Here is an 18,659-nt window from a genome sequence, read left to right as displayed (position 1 = left end):
AGGTTGAAAGCTTTGACCATTGTCCCAAGTCCCTGACAGCGCGACTATTTCCAGGATTTTTCTACGGTTCCTTCCAATAACAAGACCGAGAGATTCTGGACATGCGCGACTATCAGACTGCCACTGCGGACTTCGATTATCAGCAAGCGGCCCAAGCGGGCCTGAAAGGGACTTTGACGGCGCTCAACGCCTGTGTCGAATGCTGCGACCGGTATGCCTTGCCGGGGCGCATCGCGCTGTTCTGGGAAGGCCGCGACGGCAGCAGTGCGATCTACACGTTCAGTGAATTACAGGACAAGGCCGCGCGTTTCGCCAACTTCCTGCTCACCCAGGGCGTGCGCCGTGGCGACAAGGTCGCCGCGCTGTTGCCGCGCAATGTCGAACTCCTGATCACGCTGTTCGCCACCTGGCGCATCGGCGCCGTCTACCAGCCGCTGTTTACCGCTTTTGGCCCCAAGTCCATCGAACACCGCCTGGGCGGCTCCGGGGCCAAGCTGGTGGTCACCGACGCTGCCAACCGCGACAAACTCAGCGAAGTCGCCGATTGCCCGGCCATTGTCACGGTCGGCGGCCCCAAGGGGCAGGGCATCGTGCGTGGTGATTTCAGCTTCTGGGCCGAACTGGACAACTACCCGGCTTACTGCGAACCGGTGCTGCTCACCGGCGAAGACCCATTTCTGCTGATGTTCACCTCGGGCACCACCGGCCCGGCGAAACCCCTGGAGGTGCCGCTCAAGGCGATCATCGCCTTCCAGAACTACACCCGCGATGCAGTTGACCTGCGCCCTGAAGATGCGTTCTGGAATGTCGCCGATCCGGGCTGGGCTTATGGCCTGTATTTCGGCATCACCGGGCCGCTGGGCATGGGTCACCCGATCACCTTCTACGATGGCCCGTTCACGGTGGAAAGCACCTGCCGGATCATCGAGAAATACGGCATCACCAACCTCACCGGATCACCTACCGCCTACCGGTTGCTGATTGCCGCCGGCGAAGCGTTCGCCAGCAAGGTCAAGGGCCGCCTGCGGGCGGTCAGCAGCGCCGGCGAGCCGCTGAACCCGGAGGTGATCCGCTGGTTCGCCGATAACCTGGGGGTGACCATTCTCGACCATTACGGCCAGACCGAAATGGGCATGGTGCTGTGCAATCACCACGGCCTTGAGCACCCGGTGCATATCGGCTCGGCGGGGTTCGCCTCGCCCGGGCATCGCATCGTGGTGCTGGATGAGCAGCAGCGCGAGTTGGATGTCGGGCAGCCGGGGATTCTCGCGCTGGATCGTTCCCAATCGCCGATGTTCTGGTTCAACGGCTACCAGGGGTTCGAGACCAAGGCTTTCGTTGGCCAGTACTACCTCAGCGGTGACACCGTGGAACTGAATCCGGACGGCAGCATCAGCTTTGTAGGGCGTAGCGATGATGTGATTACCACTTCGGGCTATCGGGTCGGCCCGTTCGATGTCGAAAGCGCCCTGGTGGAGCACCCGGCGGTGGTGGAGGCGGCGGTGGTCGGCAAGCCTTGCCCGGAGCGCACCGAAGTGGTGAAGGCTTTTGTCGTGCTCAGTGCGAGCTACCGTGCCGAGCCGCAGCTGGCCGAGGAGTTACGCCTGCATGTGCGCAAGCGCCTGGCGGCCCATGCCTATCCACGGGAAATCGAATTCGTCGACGAGTTGCCCAAGACCCCGAGCGGCAAGTTGCAGCGTTTTATCTTGCGCAATCAGGAAATTGCCAAGGCCCAGGCCGCGACCTGAATACAGGTTCATCAGAATTATTGACGGTTTTAACGAAGGACACTGCAATGGACATTCAAGACAAGGCTTTCATGGTCAGCGGCGGGGCTTCCGGCCTCGGTGCGGCCACCGCTGAAATGCTGGTGGCCGCCGGCGCCAGGGTGATGCTGGTGGACCTCAATGCCGAGGCCGTCGCCGCCCAGGCAAAAAAGCTCGGTGCGCAAGCCCGTAGCGTGGTCGCGGACATCACCCAGGAAGCCCAGGCCCAGGCGGCGGTACAGGCTGCGGTCGAAGCCTTTGGCGGCTTGCATGGCCTGGTCAACTGCGCCGGTATCGTGCGCGGCGAGAAGATCCTCGGCAAGAACGGCCCGCACCTGCTGGAAAGCTTCAGCCAGGTGATCAATGTCAACCTGATCGGCAGCTTCAACCTGCTGCGCCTGGCTGCCGCGGCCATTGCCGAAACCGAGGCGAATGCCGACGGCGAGCGCGGGGTGATCATCAATACTGCCTCCGCCGCCGCCTATGACGGCCAGATCGGCCAAGCCGCCTACGCCGCGTCCAAGGGCGCCATTGTCAGCCTGACCCTGCCGGCGGCCCGTGAACTGGCACGTTTCGGCATCCGCGTCATGACCATCGCCCCAGGCATTTTCGAAACCCCGATGATGGCCGGCATGACCCCGGAAGTCCGCGCTTCGCTCGCGGCCGGCGTGCCGTTCCCGCCGCGCCTGGGCAAGCCCGGCGAGTACGCCGCACTGGTACGGCATATCATTGAAAACAGCATGCTCAATGGCGAGGTGATCCGTCTCGACGGCGCCTTGCGCATGGCCGCGAAATAGGAGAAACGATCATGACCAGCAACGATCCCATTGTTATCGTCAGTGCCGTACGCACCCCCATGGGCGGCTTCCAGGGCGACCTGAAAAGCCTCAGCGCGCCGCAACTGGGCGCTGCGGCGATCCGTGCCGCCGTCGAGCGCGCGGAACTGGCGTCGGACGAAGTCGAGCACGTGCTGTTCGGCTGCGTGCTGTCCGCCGGTCTCGGCCAGGCCCCGGCTCGCCAGGCGGCCCTCGGCGCCGGGCTGGACAAGTCGACCCGCTGCACCACCCTGAACAAGATGTGCGGTTCCGGCATGGAGGCGACCATCCTCGCCCACGACATGCTGGTGGCCGGCAGCGCCGAGGTGGTGGTGGCCGGCGGCATGGAAAGCATGTCCAACGCGCCATACCTGCTGGACCGTGCCCGTAGCGGCTACCGCATGGGCCACGGCCAGGTGCTCGACCATATGTTCCTCGACGGCCTGGAAGATGCCTACGACAAGGGTCGCCTGATGGGCACCTTCGCCGAGGACTGCGCCGAGACCCACGGTTTCAGCCGTGAAACCCAGGACGCCTTTGCCGTGGCCTCACTGACCCGTGCGCAAGCCGCGATCAGCGAGGGCCGTTTCCGCGCGGAAATCGTGCCTCTGACGGTTACCGTGGGCAAGGAGCAGCGGCTGATCAGCGACGACGAACAGCCGCCCAAGGCCAAGCTGGACAAGATCGCCAGCCTGAAGCCGGCGTTCCGTCCGGGCGGTACGGTCACGGCGGCGAACTCCAGTTCGATTTCCGACGGCGCGGCGGCGTTGGTGCTGATGCGTCAGTCCGAAGCGCAGAAACGGGGTCTCACGCCCTTGGCTGTGATTCGCGGGCATGCGGCGTTCGCCGATACCCCCGGGCTGTTCCCGGTGGCACCAGTAGGCGCCATTCAGAAGTTGATGAAAAAAACCGGCTGGTCCCTGGATCAGGTCGATCGCTTTGAAATCAACGAAGCCTTCGCCGTGGTCACCCTGGTGACCATGCAGAAGCTGGAACTGCACCACGACAAGGTCAACGTTCACGGCGGCGCCTGTGCCCTGGGCCATCCGATCGGTGCGTCCGGCGCGCGGATTCTGGTGAGCCTGCTCTCGGCCCTGCGCCAGAACGGCCTGAAGCGCGGGGTCGCGGCCATTTGCATCGGCGGCGGTGAAGCCACGGCCATGGCCGTCGAGTGCCTGTACTAGGAGTTCCCATGCTACCCACCGATGAACAACAACAGATCGCCGAAGCGGCCCGGGATTTTTCCCAGGAACGCCTGAAACCCTTCGCCGCCGAATGGGACCGCGAGCACCGCTTTCCGAAGGAGGCCATCGGCGAAATGGCCGGGTTGGGCTTTTTCGGCATGCTGGTCCCGGAGCAGTGGGGTGGCTGCGACACCGGCTACCTGGCCTATGCCATGGCCCTGGAAGAAATCGCCGCTGGCGACGGTGCCTGCTCGACCATCATGAGCGTGCACAATTCGGTCGGCTGCGTGCCGATCCTCAAGTTCGGCACCGAGGAGCAGAAAGCCCGTTTCCTGCCGCCACTGGCCAGCGGTGCCATGCTCGGCGCCTTCGCCCTGACCGAACCGCAAGCCGGCTCCGATGCCAGCGGCCTGAAGACCCGTGCCCGGCTTGAGGGCGACCACTACGTGCTCAACGGCTGCAAGCAGTTCATCACTTCCGGGCAGAACGCCGGGGTGGTGATCGTCTTCGCCGTGACCGATCCGGCCGCGGGCAAGCGTGGTATCAGTGCCTTTATCGTGCCTACCGACTCGCCTGGCTATATTGTTGCCCGGGTCGAGGACAAGCTCGGCCAGCATGCCTCCGACACCTGCCAGATCCTCTTCGAGGATGTGAAGGTGCCCGTGGCCAACCGCCTGGGCGAGGAGGGCGAGGGTTACCGCATCGCCCTGGCCAACCTGGAAGGTGGCCGTGTCGGTATCGCCGCGCAATCGGTGGGCATGGCCCGTGCCGCCTTCGAGGCCGCCCGCGACTATGCCCGCGAGCGGGAAAGCTTCGGCAAGGCACTGATCGAGCACCAGGCCGTGGCGTTCCGCCTGGCGGACATGGCCACCCAGATCGCCGTGGCCCGGCAGATGGTGCATTACGCCGCCGCCCTGCGTGACAGTGGCAAGCCGGCGCTGGTGGAGGCCTCCATGGCCAAGCTGTTCGCGTCGGAAATGGCCGAGAAGGTCTGCTCCCAAGCCTTGCAAACCCTGGGTGGCTATGGCTATTTGAGCGACTTCCCGTTGGAGCGGATCTACCGCGACGTGCGGGTCTGCCAGATTTACGAAGGCACCAGTGACATTCAGCGCATGGTCATTTCGCGCAACCTGTGATCAAGGAATCTATCGATGAGTTATGAAACCATTCTGCTGGACATCAAGGACCGTGTCGGCCTGATTACCCTGAACCGCCCCCAGGCGCTCAACGCCCTGAATGCGCAGCTCGTCAGCGAACTGAACCAGGCGCTGGACGCCCTGGAAGCCGATCCGAACATCGGTTGCATCGTCTTGACCGGCTCGAGAAAAGCTTTTGCGGCCGGGGCCGATATCAAGGAAATGGCCGAGCTGACCTACCCGCAGATCTACCTCGACGACCTGTTCAGCGACAGCGACCGGGTGGCCAACCGGCGCAAGCCGATTATCGCCGCGGTGTCCGGTTTTGCCTTGGGCGGCGGTTGCGAGCTGGCCCTGATGTGCGACTTTATCCTGGCCGCTGACAACGCCAAGTTCGGCCAGCCGGAAATCAACCTCGGCGTGCTGCCGGGCATGGGCGGCACCCAGCGCCTGACCCGCGCGGTGGGCAAGGCCAAGGCCATGGACATGTGCCTGACCGGGCGTTTTATCGATGCGGTGGAAGCCGAGCGTTGCGGGATCGTGGCGCGGATCGTGCCGACCGATGAACTGCTTGAGGAAACGCTGAAGGTCGCGGCACTGATTGCCAGCAAATCGGTGCCGATCAGCATGATGGTCAAGGAAAGCGTCAACCGCGCCTTCGAGGTCAGCCTGTCGGAAGGTGTGCGTTTCGAGCGCCGGGTATTCCACGCGGCGTTCGCCACCCAGGATCAGAAGGAAGGCATGGCGGCGTTTATCGCCAAGCGTGAGGCGCAGTTCAAGGACAGTTGAGTCGCAGGATGATTGGGTAGGGTGGGTGAGTGTGGCGAGCGGGCTTGCCCGCTCGCCATAAGGCCGTGCTCTGCAGTTACACCAGGTAGTGCTTCAGTTCCCGCGCGATCAGCATCCGCTGAATCTCACTGGACCCTTCATAGATCTGGGTGATCCGCGCATCGCGGTAATAGCGCTCCACCGGATAATCTTCCAGATATCCGTACCCACCATGAATCTGCATGGCCGAGGAGCAGACCTTCTCGGCCATTTCCGAGGCAAACAGCTTGGCCTGTGAAGCCTCCGACAAACACGGCCGCCCGGCACTGCGCAGGCGCGCCGCGTGCAGGATCAGCAGGCGTGAGGCATTGATCCGGGTGTGCATGTCGGCCAGCAGGTTGGCGATGCTCTGGTGCTCGATAATCGGCTTGTCGAACTGCACCCGTTCCCGGGCATAGGCCAGCGCCGCTTCGAACGCTGCCCGGGCGATGCCCAGTGCCTGGGCGGCGATACCGATACGACCGCCTTCCAGGTTCGACAGGGCAATGGCCAGGCCCTTGCCGCGTTCGCCCAGCAGGTTGGCTTCAGGCACGCGGCATTGGTTGAGGGTCACCGCGCAGGTATCGGAGGCGCGGATGCCCATCTTGTGTTCGGTACGGTCGACGATAAAGCCCGGCGTATCGGTGGGCACCAGGAATGCCGAGAGGCCTTTCTTGCCCAACTCCGGATCAGTGACGGCAAATACAATCGCCAGCTCGGCGCGCTTGCCGTTGCTGACAAACTGTTTTGCGCCATTGATCACCCACTCGCCGTCCTTCAGTTCGGCACGGGTTCGCAGGTTGTGGGCCTCGGAGCCGGCCTGGGGTTCGGTGAGGCAGAAACAGCCGATGGCCTGGCCGGTGGCGAGGCGTTCCAGCCAGGTTTCTTTCTGGGCCTGGCTGCCGTAATTGAGAACCGGCCCGCAGCCGACCGAGTTGTGAATGCTCATCAACGCACCGGTGGCCCCGTCACCGGCGGAAATTTCTTCCACGGCCAGGGCGTAGGCCACGTAGTCGACATAGGTGCCGCCCCATTCCTCGGGCACCACCATGCCCAGCAGGCCCAACTCGCCCATCTTGGCGACCAGGTCGTCGTCGATCCAGCCGGCTTTTTCCCAGGCCTGGGCATGGGGGGCGATTTCACCACGGGCGAAGTCCCGGGCCATGTCGCGGATCATCACTTGTTCTTCGCTCAGTTCGATATCGTGCATGGTTCAGTTCCCGCTCGTCTCGAAGTCATGGAAAAAGCTGGCGACCTGTTCGGCATCCAGTTCGCGCAAGGTCGGTGGGTTCCAGCGCGGGGACTTGTCCTTGTCGATCAGCAGGGCGCGCACGCCTTCCATCAGGTCGCCACGGTCGAACCACTGGCGATCCAGGTGCAGTTCCAGGGCGAAACAGTCCTCCAGGCTCAGGTGGCGGCCACGGCGGAGCATTTCCAGGGTGACGGCCATGGCCAGGGGCGAGCGGCTCTCCAGCAGGTCGGCGGTTTCCCGGGCCCATTCATGGCTGTCGGCGACGGTCACTTCGCGCAGTTGCTCAACCATGCTCGGCACATCCGGCAGGGCAAAGAAGTGGTCGATGGCCGGGCGCAATGCGTCGAGCGGCGCATCGGGCAGGGTTTGCACGGCGAGTTTGGCCAGCAGGCCCTGGAGGTCCTTGAGCGGTGTTTCGTGCCACTGCAAGCGGTCGAGGCGTTCGTCCAGTTGGGCCAGTTTGTCGCTGGTCAGGTACCAGTCGGCCAGGTCGCAGTAGAGGGCGTCGGCGGCGCGGATCTGTACGCCGGCGACCCCCAGGTAGATGCCCAGTTCGCCGGGAATACGCGGCAGGAAATGACTGCCGCCGACATCCGGGAAATAGCCGATGGCGACTTCCGGCATGGCCAGGCGACTGCGCTCGGTGACCACCCGCAGGTCGGCGCCTTGTACCAGGCCCATGCCGCCACCGAGGACAAAGCCGTCCATCAGCGCCAGCACTGGTTTGCGGTAGTGGTGGAGCGCCAGGTCCAGGGCGTATTCCTCGACGAAGAAATCTTCGTGCAGGCGCCCGCCGCTCTGGTAGCTGTCATACAGCGAACGGATATCGCCACCGGCACAGAAGGCCCGCTCACCGGCACCGCGCAAGACCACCGCGTTCACCTCGGGGTCGTGGGCCCAGGCGTCGAGCTGCTGCTGCAGGGCGCGGATCATGTCCAGGGTCAGGGCGTTGAGGCCGGCGGGGCGGTTGAGGGTCAGGTGACCGATATGGTTGCGCACGTCGGCCAGGACATCGGCGCCGGAGGTGTCGAGGTCCGGGGTGGCGGAGGATGAAACCCGAGCAGTCATTGCTAACTCCCTGCTTTTATTATCTTTTTTGATGTGTTCGGCGGGCGAACGATACCCGATCGTAGCAGTGCAAATTTGCCGTGTACAACCCGAATATTCGCAGGTCGAATCTGCATTTTTGCCTGGATCGATTCGGTGTGCAGATGCCGCCCCTAGACCTTAGTCGTGCCTGGGCTTCAACGCGAACAAGGCCGTACAATGCGCGGATGCAGGACCCCGCGCAAAGCAGACGACTGCAAGCGTTTCTCTCTGACCGTTTGAAGTGAGGCAAGCCATTTATGGCGGATGTTCGTGACCTGTCGATCATTCTGGATCGTATCGACCAGGCAATTATCGAGGTGCTGCGCCACGATGGGCGTATCACCTACCAGAAACTCTCCGAACGTGTGCACCTGACCCCCCGACCTTGCCTGGAACGGGTGCGCAAGCTGGAGCAGTTGGGTGTGATCCGCGGCTATGGGGCGATTATCGACGAGAAGAAACTCTCGGCGGGGTTGTCGCTGCTGGTGCTGGTGGCGTTGTCGAACCAGAGCGGGCGGGCGGCGCAGAAGGCCTTCGAGGCCAAGACCCGAGACTGCCCTCAGGTGCTGGAGTGTCACTTGATCAGCGGTGCGTTCGACTACAGCCTGCGCATGCGTTGCCGCGACATGGAGCATTATCGGGTCCTGACGGAAACCTGGCTGGAAGACCCGGAGCTGCATATCGACAAATTGGTCAGTCATCCCGAGTTGGCCATGGTCAAGACTTCGATGGAATAGCGGGTGCTGCCTGGAGGGGGATCGCGTCGAAAAACCTGTCGATCAACCGTCATCTGCCAACCCTGTTCTTGGCCTGAAAATGTTTCGGATGCCCGGGGGAATGAAAAAGGGCTGCAAAGTCAGTGTTCTGGCTCGGAAAAGCGGTAGAACTGTCATTTCTGACAGTTGTGGGGCGCGGCGATGAACGATTGAATAGCCGGCAGCCCCACCTGCCGGCACGGTATGGAAGGGCGCCACTCCCAGGGAGGACCCGCTCATGATACTGGAGGGACTGCGAGGCTATCGACTTGGCCCGGCGGGCGAAGCGGATTCGACGTTTGGGCAGTCGGGTACGGTCAGGTTGCAGTTCCCCGGTTGTCTGTCGAGCCTGGCCAATGACGTAGTGGCCTGTGCCGATGGCAAGGTCCTGGTGGCACTCAAAGTGGGTTTTGCCGACGGTTGCCGTTTTGGTCTGGCCCGCCTGCATGAGGATGGTGCGCCGGACGCTTCCTTCGGTGACGGCGGTTTTGTCTGCGGTAGCTTCCAAGCCGGTATCGAGGCCATGGCCAGTAGCGTGCAGTTGCTCGCCGATGGACGTATCCTGCTGTTCGGCCTGCACTACCTGGACGACGAGCATACCTTGCCGGGCGTGGCGCGGTTTGACGCCGATGGACGCCTGGATCCGACCTTCGGCGACCAGGGCGTGAAGGTGCTGCGCTTGCCCGGCGGCCTCGCCGAGGGCCCGCGGGACGGCTGGTTACCACCAGGCCTGCCGGGCGTCGAGGCCTGCGCGGGCGTGGTGCAGGAGGACGGCAAGATCCTGCTGATCGCCAACCACACCTACACCTTCGCCGACTATGTCGGATTATTGATCCGTCTTCAGCCCGACGGCACCCTGGACCCGGCGTTCAACGGGCGGGGGTTTGTCGTGGTGCGGCATTTGTTGATGAACTCCTGGCTGAGCTGCGTCCGGGTCCAGGTCGACGGCAAGATCCTGGTGGGTGGCTCGGTGGGCTTTCCCCAGTTGGGACTGATGGTGCGCTACGAGGCCGACGGTCGTCTCGATCATGACTTTGGCGACCTGGGGTTTCTCTCGTTCGGCTTTGCCGGGGCCAGCTCCCTGGTAACAAACCTGGCGGCTGGCAATGAAGGGCGACTGCTCTGTGTCGGCAACCGTTTCAATCCCATGCGCGGTGCCTTGCAGGGGTTCAGCGCCCACGGCGGCATGGACTCCGGTTTTAATGATGCGGATGCGGCGATGCTTGAGCTCGATACCCCGGGCAGTCTTTGGGCCGACCTCGTGGTCCAGGCCGACGGATCGATTCTGGTGGCGGGCTCGACGCTGATGGGCTTTGGCTCGGACTTTGTACTGGCGCGTTACCTGGCCGACGGCCAACTGGACCGGGACTTCGCCGGTGGGCGCGGCTGGGTGCGCACGAGCCTGGGCCACAGCCTGGACACTGTCACCAGCCTGGCGGTGCAGGACGATGAGCGGATCCTGGTGGCCGGCCATTCGTTGTTCGGCAGTTTCAGGGCAGTGGTGTTGCGTTACCGGGGCTGATGGGCCTGCACGGGCACACGACCGTTGGGCTGCCAGATCGCTGCGCGGGCATGGGGGTGCCATAGTAAAGAGCAGCGGATGTAAAAAAACGCTCTGTTTCGGAAGGTGGGTATGTGGCGTTTCAGCCTGTTGTTTGGCGTGATCCTCGCGTTGTCTTCTACGGCTTGGGCGGACGATATGCTCTATGACGTTGTGCAGCCGGTCGAACTCGGCGTCGGAAGGACGCAGGTCGAATTGCAGGCATCGACGCCCACTGATCAAGGGTTGGCGTCCTGGATGGGGCGAGGGCCGTTGGTCCTGGCCTTGTCCGGTATCTGGGCGGCCGAGGCGCCGGCGGTCGCCTATCATCTCTACCTTGATTTGCCGCGGGACAGCATTCCCGGCGTTGATGATCCCGGCTACCTGGGGGGGCTGAATTTTTATGACACCCCCGACCGCTACGTGGCCGAGAATCCCAAACGGCTCAGCTTTCTGCTCGACCAGGCGCTGGTCCGCTTGCGCGATGCCGGGCGGTTGACGCAGCCGCCTACCTTGACCTTCATTCCTGTGCGCCCCGAAGAGCCGGGCTATTCGCCGCGGGTCGAGCATATTTCGATCATCATGACATCTGACTGATGTAAAGGTTCCCACTTTTCTGGAGGAAAACCCCTTCGCTGCTACTCTGAGCGTGCTGTTGATTGTGGAGATCAATTCGTACGGCTCAAGGAGTGAATATGACTGTCAGTCGAAGGAAGGTGCTGAAAGCAGGGCTGGTGGGCGGTGGGATGGCGATGCTGCCGTTCGGTCTTATGAAAAACGCCTGGGCGGCCCCAGGCAAGACCCTGGTGCGTTACAACGTGCTGTCCCAGGAAGGGCAGAAGATGTTGGCGATTTATGCCGATGCCGTGAAGAAGATGATGGCCAAGGATCCCAGGGATCCGCTGTCCTGGACCTTCCAGTGGTACACCCATGCCATGCCCGGCGATCGACCCAAGGCGGAGACCATCGAGAAGATGTACGGCCCCGGTAGCAGTCCGAACAAGGAGTTGGCGAAGGCCATGTGGTGGACCTGCGAGCCCCACGCCAGCAAGGGTGTCAATTCCAATGCCTTTCTGCCGTGGCACCGTATGTATGTGTTGTATTTCGAGCAGATTATCCGCGCTGTTTCGGGCCGGCCCGATTTCACACTGCCGTACTGGGACTATACCGGTCCCTACAGCGCCAGCGGCAACAACTACAGTGTCATGCCCAAGCAGTTTCTGCTGGAGAAGGACCCCGTCTGGGGGCCCCTGTATCGTCCCGATCGCAACCCGGGGTCGAATGCGGGTAAACCCGTGGTCGATGCGGGTAACCCGCTCGACTTGTCCTGCATGAAATGGCCCAACTACGCCGACAAGGGTACGGTGGCGGGGTTCTGTTCCAACATCAATGGCAACCCCCACGGCGCCCTGCATGGCGATGTCGGCAATCAGAAAGGTATGGGCCAGGTCCCTTGGGCGGCGAACGATCCGATTTTCTGGCTGCACCATGCCAATATCGACCGTATCTGGGCCAGTTGGAACAAGAGCGGCGGAAAGAACCCCAATGACAGTGCCTTCCTGAACGAGACCTGGGTCTTTGCCGATGGGGCGGGCAAGGGCGTCAAGGTCAAGGTGTCGGAAGTGCTCGACACGACGACCCTGGCCTATCCCTACGTTTATGCGGAGTATGCCGAGCGTCCCAAGGGCAGCCTGCCGTTTCCCTCCGCTCAGAAAAACTTCCAGCTGCGTGCCGAGAGTGTCGCACCTGGCGCCACGGCCAAGGCGATCGCCTTGGGTGGAAAGGCCACCAGCGTGGCCTTGCAGGTGCCCGTCGCCGTCAATGCGCTCAAGCAATCCTTTGGTGCGCAGCTCAAGGCGCTGCCTTCCAACAGTGTCTACGCCTTGTCGTTCGATGCCATCGACGCGAACGGAGAGCCAGGCAACAACTACCTGGTCTATCTGGGGTTGCCGGCCGGGGCCGCGCCGACACCGGAGTATCTGGTGGGCGGCATCAGTATGTTCGGGGTGGGTATGCAGGGCATGCATGGCGGGCATCATGCCTCTTCCACGCGTGTGAGCTTCCTGGTCGGCGAGCGCATACACGGGCTGCTCGCCGCTGGGGGACTGGAAGCCGCGCCCACGGTGACCCTGGTACCCATCGGTGAGCCAAATCCGGGCACCGAGCCGACGATTGGCAGCATCACATTGCAGTCCCTGGCGGTCTAGCACGTTGGCAGGAGCCGGTCAGCCGGCTCCTGTCGTATGCGTCAGGACTGGAGCTCCGTCCTATCTCTGAACTGCTCCAGCGCCTCGGGATTGGCCAGGGCGTCGGTGTTTTTCACCGCCAACCCGTGCACTACGTTACGCACCGCCAGTTCCACGATCTTGCCGCTGAGGGTGCGCGGAATGTCCGTGACCGCGAGGATCTTCGCCGGCACATGTCGTGGCGTGGTGTTGGCGCGGATCACCTGGCGGATCTGTTGCTCCAGGGCCTCGTCCAGTTCGACGCCCTCGCGCAGACGGACGAACAGCACCACCCGCACATCGCTCTGCCATTGCTGGCCGATGGCGATGCTCTCCAGCACCGGTTCAACCTTTTCCACCTGCCGATAGATTTCCGCCGTGCCGATGCGCACGCCGCCGGGGTTGAGCACGGCGTCGGAGCGACCATGGATCACCATCCCGCCGTCGGCGAATTCTTCGGCATAGTCGCCCTGGGCCCAGACTCCGGGAAACTGGCTGAAATAGGAGGCCTTGAGCTTCTCGCCCCGGGGGTCGTTCCACAAACCCACCGGTATGGCCGGAAAGTGCCGGGTGCAGACCAGCTCGCCTTTGGCATCGAGCACCGGCTGGCCGTTGTCGTCCCAGACCTCCACCGCCATGCCCAGGCTCTTGCTCTGCATCCGGCCACGCACCACGGGCAGTGTCGGGTTTCCGCTGACGAAGCAGGAAACAATATCGGTTCCGCCGGACATGGAGGACAGGCAGAGCTCCTCCTTGATCTGGCGATAGACGTAGTCGTAGCTGCGCAGCGACAACGGCGAGCCGGTGCACAGCAGGGTTTTCAAACTGTCCAGCCGATGGCTCTGGCGTGGTACGAGCCCGGCGTCCTCCAGGGCGGCGAGGTATTTGGGGCTGGTGCCGAAGGCAGTGATGCCTTCGCTGTCGATCAGGTCCAGCAGGCGTTGCGGGCCGGGGTGGAACGGCGAGCCGTCGTAGAGCACCAGGGTGGCGCCGACCGCGAGGCCCGAGACCAGCCAGTTCCACATCATCCAGCCACAGGTGGTGTAGTAGAACAGGCAGTCGTCACGGCCCAGGTCGACATGCAGGCCGTGCTCCTTGAGGTGTTGCAGCAAAACCCCGCCGGTGCTGTGAACGATGCACTTGGGCACCCCGGTGGTGCCGCTGGAATAGAGGATGTAGAGCGGATGAGCAAACGGCACGGGAGTGAATTCGGGATCGCCGCCGGCCTGGTAGAAGTTGTTCCATAGCGCCACGTTGGCCTGGGTGCGGAAGTCTTCGGCGCGCGCTTCGGGACGGGCGTAAGGGACGATCACCAGTTGCTGCAAGCCGGGCAGGCGTTCGAGGATTTCGTTGAGCTTGGCGGTCTGGTCGATCAGCTTGCCGGCATAACGATAGCCGGCGCAGGTGATCAGCACCTTGGGTTCGATCTGGCCGAAGCGGTCGATCACGCCCTGGGTGCCGAAGTCCGGCGAGGAGCAGGACCAGATCGCCCCGAGGCTGGTGGTGGCGAGCATGCCCACCAGGGTTTGCCAGGTGTTGGGCATGCAGGCGGCGACCCGGTCGCCGAGGCCGACACCGGCGGCCCGCAGGCTTTTTTGCAAACCCGCGACCTGGGCGGCGAGTTCGCCGTGGGTCAGGGTCTCCCGGCGTCCGTCTTCGCTGACGGCGACCACCGCCAGGTGCTCGTCGCGGCGGCGCAGCAGGTGTTCGGCGAAGTTCAGGGTGGCCCCGGGGAACCACTGGGCGCTGGGCATCTGCGGGCCTTCGTGCAGTACCGCGCTGGCCGGGCTGTGGAATTCGACGTCGAAGAAGTCGACGATGGCCTGCCAGAAGTCCTCCCGGCGCTCGATGCTGAAGCGGTGCAGGGCGGGGTAGTCGTCCAGTTGCAGGTCGTGGCGATGATTGACGAGGCGCCGGAACGCTTCGATCCGGGTCTTGCTGACACGCTCGGCGCCGGGGCGCCAGAGGACTTCGGCCATGGTCTTTACCTTGTTTTTTTCTAACCGATCTTTGGCAGTGCACGATCATTGTGGGAGCTGAGCTTGCTCGCGAAGGGGGCCGCGAGAACGCCAAAAGCTTCGCGGGCAAGCCCTGCTCCTACAGGTGTGGTGGTGTTTTCGAGAGCGGGTGCCAGGCAATCAACTATTGTGCCAACCAGCCACCATCGATATTCCACGCCGCGCCGCGCACCTGGCTACCGGCTTCGCTGCACAGGAACAGCACCAGCTCGCCCAGGTGCGCCGGGGTGACAAACTCCAGCGATGGCTGTTTCTCCGCCAGCAGATCGTGTTGCGCCTGTTGCGGATCGACCCCGCCGGCGGCACGGTCGTCGATCTGTTTCTGCACCAGCGGGGTGAGCACCCAGCCCGGGCAGATGGCATTGCAGGTGACATTACTCGTGGCGGTTTCCAGGCCCACCACCTTGGTCAGGCCGATCACCCCGTGCTTGGCCGCGACATAGGCGGCCTTGCCCACGGAACCGACCTGCCCATGCACCGAAGCGATATTGACGATCCGCCCCCAACCCTTGGCGCGCATCCCCGGCAGCGCCAGGCGTGTGCTGTGGAACACCGACGACAGGTTGATGGCGATAATCGCATCCCAACGCTCCACCGGGAACTCTTCCACGGTGGCGACATGCTGGATGCCGGCATTGTTGACCAGGATATCCACCCCGCCGAACTCGCGCTCGGCGTAGGCGAACATCTCGGCGATCTGCGCCGGGTCGCTGACATCGGCCGGGTGATGGCCGACCCGGCCACCAAACTGCTGGACCTCGGCGATGACCGCGCCGGCATCACCGAAGCCGTTGAGCACCACGTCAGCCCCGGCCCGGGCCAGGCCCAGGGCGATGCCCAGGCCGATACCGCTGGTGGAGCCGGTGACCAGGGCGGTTTTACCTTTGAGACTCATAGTCGATTCCTCACACGATGCCGGTGGCATAGAAGGTGGCGATCACCACGAAGACCGCCACGGTCTTGATCAGGGTAATGCAGAAAATATCTTTATAGGCTTCCCGGTGGGTCAGCCCGGTGACGGCCAGCAGGGTGATCACCGCGCCGTTATGGGGCAGGGTGTCCATGCCGCCGCTGGCCATGGCCGCGACCCGGTGCAGGACTTCCAGCGGGATATTCGCGGCATGGGCGGCGCTGATAAAACTGTCGGACATCGCCGCCAGGGCGATGCTCATGCCGCCGGAAGCCGAGCCGGTGATCCCGGCCAGCAGGGTGACGGTAATGGCTTCGTTGACCAGTGGATTGGGAATGCTCTTGAGCCAGTCGGCCAGCACCAGGAAACCCGGCAGCGAGGCGATGACCGCGCCGAAACCGTATTCCGAGGCGGTGTTCATCGCCGCCAGCAGGGCACCGCTCACCGCGCTTTTACTGCCTTCGGCGAGCTTGCCGCGAATGGTCCGGAAGCCGAAGATCAGCACCATGATGATGCCCACCAACAGAGCGGCCTGCACCGCCCAGATGGCGGTGATCTTGGCGATATCGGTCTGTACCGGCGTGGCCATGCCCGCCAGGCTGAGGGTGTGGGTCTTGCCGTACCAGAGCGGAATCCACTGGGTGAACAGCAGGTTCATGATGCCCACCAGCAACAGTGGCGAGAGGGCGATCCAGGGGTTGGGCAGGCGGATGTCCTCGGCGGTTTCCGGCTCGTTGCGCAGTTCGGTGCCGTAGCCTTCGCCGGCGCGCTGGGCCTTGTTGCGCTGGCGTTGAAGGAACAGCATGCCGGCGCAGAACACGAAGATCGTGCCGATCAGCCCCAGCCAGGGCGCGGCCCAGGCAGTGGTATTGAAGAAGGTGCTGGGAATGATGTTCTGGATCTGTGGCGTGCCGGGCAGGGCATCCATGGTGAAGGAGAACGCGCCGAGGGCAATGGTCGCCGGCATCAGGCGCTTGGGGATATTGCTCTGGCGGAACATCTCGGCGGCGAAGGGGTAGACCGCGAACACCACCACGAACAGCGAGACGCCGCCGTAGGTGAGCAGGGCGCAGACCAGCACGATCACCAGCATCGCCTGGCGGGTGCCGAACAGGCGGATGGCGGCGGCGACGATGGAGCGCGAGAAACCGGACAGCTCGATCAGCTTGCCGAATACTGCGCCGAGCAGGAAGACCGGGAAGTAGAGTTTGACGAAACCGACCATCTTTTCCATGAACACCCCGGTAAAGGCGGGGGCGACGGCGGAAGGGGCGGTGAGCAGGACGGCGCCGAGGGCGGCGATGGGGGCAAACAGGATGACGCTGTAGCCACGGTAGGCGGCCAGCATCAGCAACGCCAGCGCCGCGAGGGCGATGATCACACTCATGGTGTGTCTCCAAATTGTTATTTTTGTAGGTTAGGTCTGAATCTCCTGTGGGGTTTGCGAGTTCTGTGCCATTTATTTAAGTTATTGAAATAAAAGGGATTTATTGTTTTTTTTGTAATGATGTCTCATGGGCTTGTCTCTGAAGTGAGACGATCTGCCTCTCGAATCGATCGTGAGAGTGTTCCCCGTTATCAGGGTCGCTGATTTCCTGTGGGAGCGGAGCTTGCCCGCGAATGCAGGCGGCGCGGTCTTTCAGGGGGAGCGCGTTATCGTTCTTCGCGGGCAAGCTCCGCTCCCACAGGAGAGTATCTCCATATTGGGAATTGTGTCTCGCTATTGAGAATGCGAGAGACCCAAGGCAAGCATTTTCTTGTACAGGGTCGATCTTCCCAGGCCCAGCCTGCTCGCGGCGTCTTCTACCTTTCCGGCACACTGCGCCAACGTCGCTTCAATCAATTGCCGATCAAAACGCTCCCGGGCCGAGCTGAACGTCTCGTTGCCCAGCGGCTCCATGGTCCGTTCCGGCAGCCGCTGCAACGGTTTGAACGTACCAATCGCCCCACGAATATCCGCTGCACCCAACACCTGTGCATCACTCAACAGCGCCGCCCGCTCCAGCACATTGCGCAACTCGCGGACATTCCCCGGCCAGGCGTGCCGGCCCAGCAACTCCAGGGCCTCGGCCGCCAGCTCATGATGGCTGCGCAGCTCTTCGAGAATCGCCTCGCTCAACGCCGGCAGATCTTCCAGACGCTCACGCAAAGGCGGCACCTGAATCGGCAGGACATTGAGCCGGTAATACAAATCCGCGCGAAATTCACCGCGCTGGATCGCCGCCTCAAGGTCAGTGGAGGTAGCGGCGATCACCCGCACATCGCTGCGCAGCACCTCGTTGGAACCCACCGGCTCGAACTCCTTCTCCTGCAACACCCGCAACAACTTGCTTTGCAGGGGCAGCGGCATATCGCCGATCTCATCGAGAAACAGCGTGCCGCCCTGGGCGATCTGCAGCTTGCCGGGCCGACCCTTGCGATCCGCGCCGGTAAAGGCCCCCGGCGCAGTGCCAAAGAACTCGGCCTCCAGCAAGGTCTCCGGAATCGCTGCACTGTTGATGCTGACAAAGGCCTTGTGCGCCCTTGGCGAGGCACTGTGTATCGCCTGGGCGAGCAACTCCTTGCCGGTGCCGGTTTCCCCCAGCAGCAGAACCGGTGAGTCGCTGTTGGCGCCGCGCCGGGCCCGGCGCTTGACTTCCAGGCTGGCAGCGCTGGTACCGATGAAATGGGCGAAGTTGTATTTGGTCTGCCGCGAGCGCAGCAGCGAGCGTGTTGAAGCCAACTCGGCCTGCATGCCCTGGTAGCGCTTGAGCACGGGCGACAGGCTATGCAGCTCGTCGAACAGGGCGAAGCCGATGGCGCCGATCACCGTCCCGGCGGCATCGTGGATCGGCAGGCGCATGACCACCAGGGGCTCCTTGGGGGTGTCCTGCAGATCCAGCAGGATCGGCTGGCCGGTGCGCACCACCTCGCGCAGCAGGCTGCTCGGGATCACGCTTTCGCAAGCGCGGCCGATGGCTTCGCTGGCATTGGCCAGGCCGAAACGCCGGGCATAACGCTCGTTCATCCAGACGATATTGGCATCGCGGTCGACGATCACCGTGCCTTCGCTGGATTGCTCGATGATTTCGAACAGCGAACGAATCGCCAGCAGGCGAACCTGCTGGTAGTCCTTGAGGCTTTCGGTGTCGGTCATGGCGGGTTCGTCCATTGCCGGCGGGC

General features: G+C 63.2%; 15 protein-coding genes. 9 read left to right on the top strand and 6 right to left on the bottom strand.

Translation table 11 applies throughout. The annotated features are described in order from the left end of the window. Nucleotides 1–101: 101 nt before the first annotated feature. The 5 genes from M5C01_RS17000 to M5C01_RS16980 are packed head-to-tail and all read left to right on the top strand — an operon-like array spanning nucleotide 102 to nucleotide 5,690. Entirely contained in the window at nucleotides 102–1,748 is a 1,647-nt protein-coding gene (locus M5C01_RS17000; protein WP_152740276.1) for an AMP-binding protein, read from the top strand. A gap of 47 nt (nucleotides 1,749–1,795) precedes the next feature. Then, nucleotides 1,796–2,563 (top strand): SDR family NAD(P)-dependent oxidoreductase, encoded by a 768-nt coding sequence (locus tag M5C01_RS16995; protein WP_152740277.1) that lies wholly within the window; start codon nucleotides 1,796–1,798, stop codon nucleotides 2,561–2,563. An 11-nt stretch (nucleotides 2,564–2,574) separates the two neighbouring features. Further along, nucleotides 2,575–3,765 carry an acetyl-CoA C-acyltransferase gene (locus M5C01_RS16990; RefSeq protein WP_103494770.1) on the top strand — a complete coding sequence of 397 codons (1,191 nt, stop codon included), beginning with the start codon at nucleotides 2,575–2,577 and terminating at the stop codon, nucleotides 3,763–3,765. A gap of 8 nt (nucleotides 3,766–3,773) precedes the next feature. Continuing rightward, on the top strand, nucleotides 3,774–4,901 hold the full coding sequence (locus M5C01_RS16985; RefSeq protein ID WP_103494771.1) for an acyl-CoA dehydrogenase: 1,128 nt from the start codon (nucleotides 3,774–3,776) through the stop codon (nucleotides 4,899–4,901). 15 nt (nucleotides 4,902–4,916) lie between these two features. Beyond that, entirely contained in the window at nucleotides 4,917–5,690 is a 774-nt protein-coding gene (locus M5C01_RS16980; protein WP_152740278.1) for an enoyl-CoA hydratase, read from the top strand. A 76-nt stretch (nucleotides 5,691–5,766) separates the two neighbouring features. Here M5C01_RS16980 and M5C01_RS16975 read toward each other — a convergent pair whose 3' ends face one another. Beyond that, on the bottom strand, nucleotides 5,767–6,918 hold the full coding sequence (locus tag M5C01_RS16975) for an acyl-CoA dehydrogenase family protein (RefSeq protein WP_152740279.1): 1,152 nt from the start codon (nucleotides 6,916–6,918) through the stop codon (nucleotides 5,767–5,769). 3 nt (nucleotides 6,919–6,921) lie between these two features. Continuing rightward, nucleotides 6,922–8,028 carry an enoyl-CoA hydratase/isomerase family protein gene (locus tag M5C01_RS16970; RefSeq protein ID WP_152740280.1) on the bottom strand — a complete coding sequence of 369 codons (1,107 nt, stop codon included), beginning with the start codon at nucleotides 8,026–8,028 and terminating at the stop codon, nucleotides 6,922–6,924. A gap of 278 nt (nucleotides 8,029–8,306) precedes the next feature. Here M5C01_RS16970 and M5C01_RS16965 point away from each other — a divergent pair, with 278 nt between their 5' ends. The 4 genes from M5C01_RS16965 to M5C01_RS16950 all read left to right on the top strand — a co-directional run bounded on the left by M5C01_RS16965 (nucleotide 8,307) and on the right by M5C01_RS16950 (nucleotide 12,551). Further along, nucleotides 8,307–8,786 carry an Lrp/AsnC family transcriptional regulator gene (locus M5C01_RS16965; protein ID WP_103494775.1) on the top strand — a complete coding sequence of 160 codons (480 nt, stop codon included), beginning with the start codon at nucleotides 8,307–8,309 and terminating at the stop codon, nucleotides 8,784–8,786. Nucleotides 8,787–9,042: 256 nt separating this feature from the next. Further along, nucleotides 9,043–10,326, top strand: coding sequence for a hypothetical protein (locus M5C01_RS16960; RefSeq protein WP_152740281.1), 1,284 nt, complete (start codon nucleotides 9,043–9,045; stop codon nucleotides 10,324–10,326). Between the two features lie 111 nt (nucleotides 10,327–10,437). Next, entirely contained in the window at nucleotides 10,438–10,941 is a 504-nt protein-coding gene (locus M5C01_RS16955; RefSeq protein WP_152740282.1) for a hypothetical protein, read from the top strand. A 98-nt stretch (nucleotides 10,942–11,039) separates the two neighbouring features. Beyond that, a complete protein-coding gene (locus M5C01_RS16950; protein WP_152740283.1) occupies nucleotides 11,040–12,551 on the top strand; it encodes a tyrosinase family protein in 1,512 nt (503 codons plus the stop codon). A 41-nt stretch (nucleotides 12,552–12,592) separates the two neighbouring features. Here M5C01_RS16950 and M5C01_RS16945 read toward each other — a convergent pair whose 3' ends face one another. The 4 genes from M5C01_RS16945 to M5C01_RS16930 form a co-directional block, all read right to left on the bottom strand. Next, nucleotides 12,593–14,548 (bottom strand): acetoacetate--CoA ligase, encoded by a 1,956-nt coding sequence (locus M5C01_RS16945; RefSeq protein WP_152740284.1) that lies wholly within the window; start codon nucleotides 14,546–14,548, stop codon nucleotides 12,593–12,595. 163 nt (nucleotides 14,549–14,711) lie between these two features. Continuing rightward, nucleotides 14,712–15,482, bottom strand: coding sequence for a 3-hydroxybutyrate dehydrogenase (gene hbdH, locus M5C01_RS16940; protein ID WP_103495335.1), 771 nt, complete (start codon nucleotides 15,480–15,482; stop codon nucleotides 14,712–14,714). A gap of 10 nt (nucleotides 15,483–15,492) precedes the next feature. Continuing rightward, complete coding sequence (locus tag M5C01_RS16935; RefSeq protein WP_152740285.1) at nucleotides 15,493–16,884, bottom strand: GntP family permease; 1,392 nt, start codon at nucleotides 16,882–16,884, stop codon at nucleotides 15,493–15,495. Nucleotides 16,885–17,217: 333 nt separating this feature from the next. After that, nucleotides 17,218–18,633: a sigma 54-interacting transcriptional regulator gene (locus M5C01_RS16930; RefSeq protein WP_152740286.1), complete on the bottom strand. Its 1,416-nt coding sequence runs from the start codon at nucleotides 18,631–18,633 to the stop codon at nucleotides 17,218–17,220. Nucleotides 18,634–18,659: the final 26 nt, after the last annotated feature.

The organism is Pseudomonas sp. MWU12-2319, assembly GCF_023242525.1.
Taxonomy (GTDB): Bacteria; Pseudomonadota; Gammaproteobacteria; order Pseudomonadales; family Pseudomonadaceae; genus Aquipseudomonas; species Aquipseudomonas gingeri_D.
Note: the sequence above shows the minus strand (reverse complement) of the source record. Positions and strands in the feature narration are given on the sequence as shown.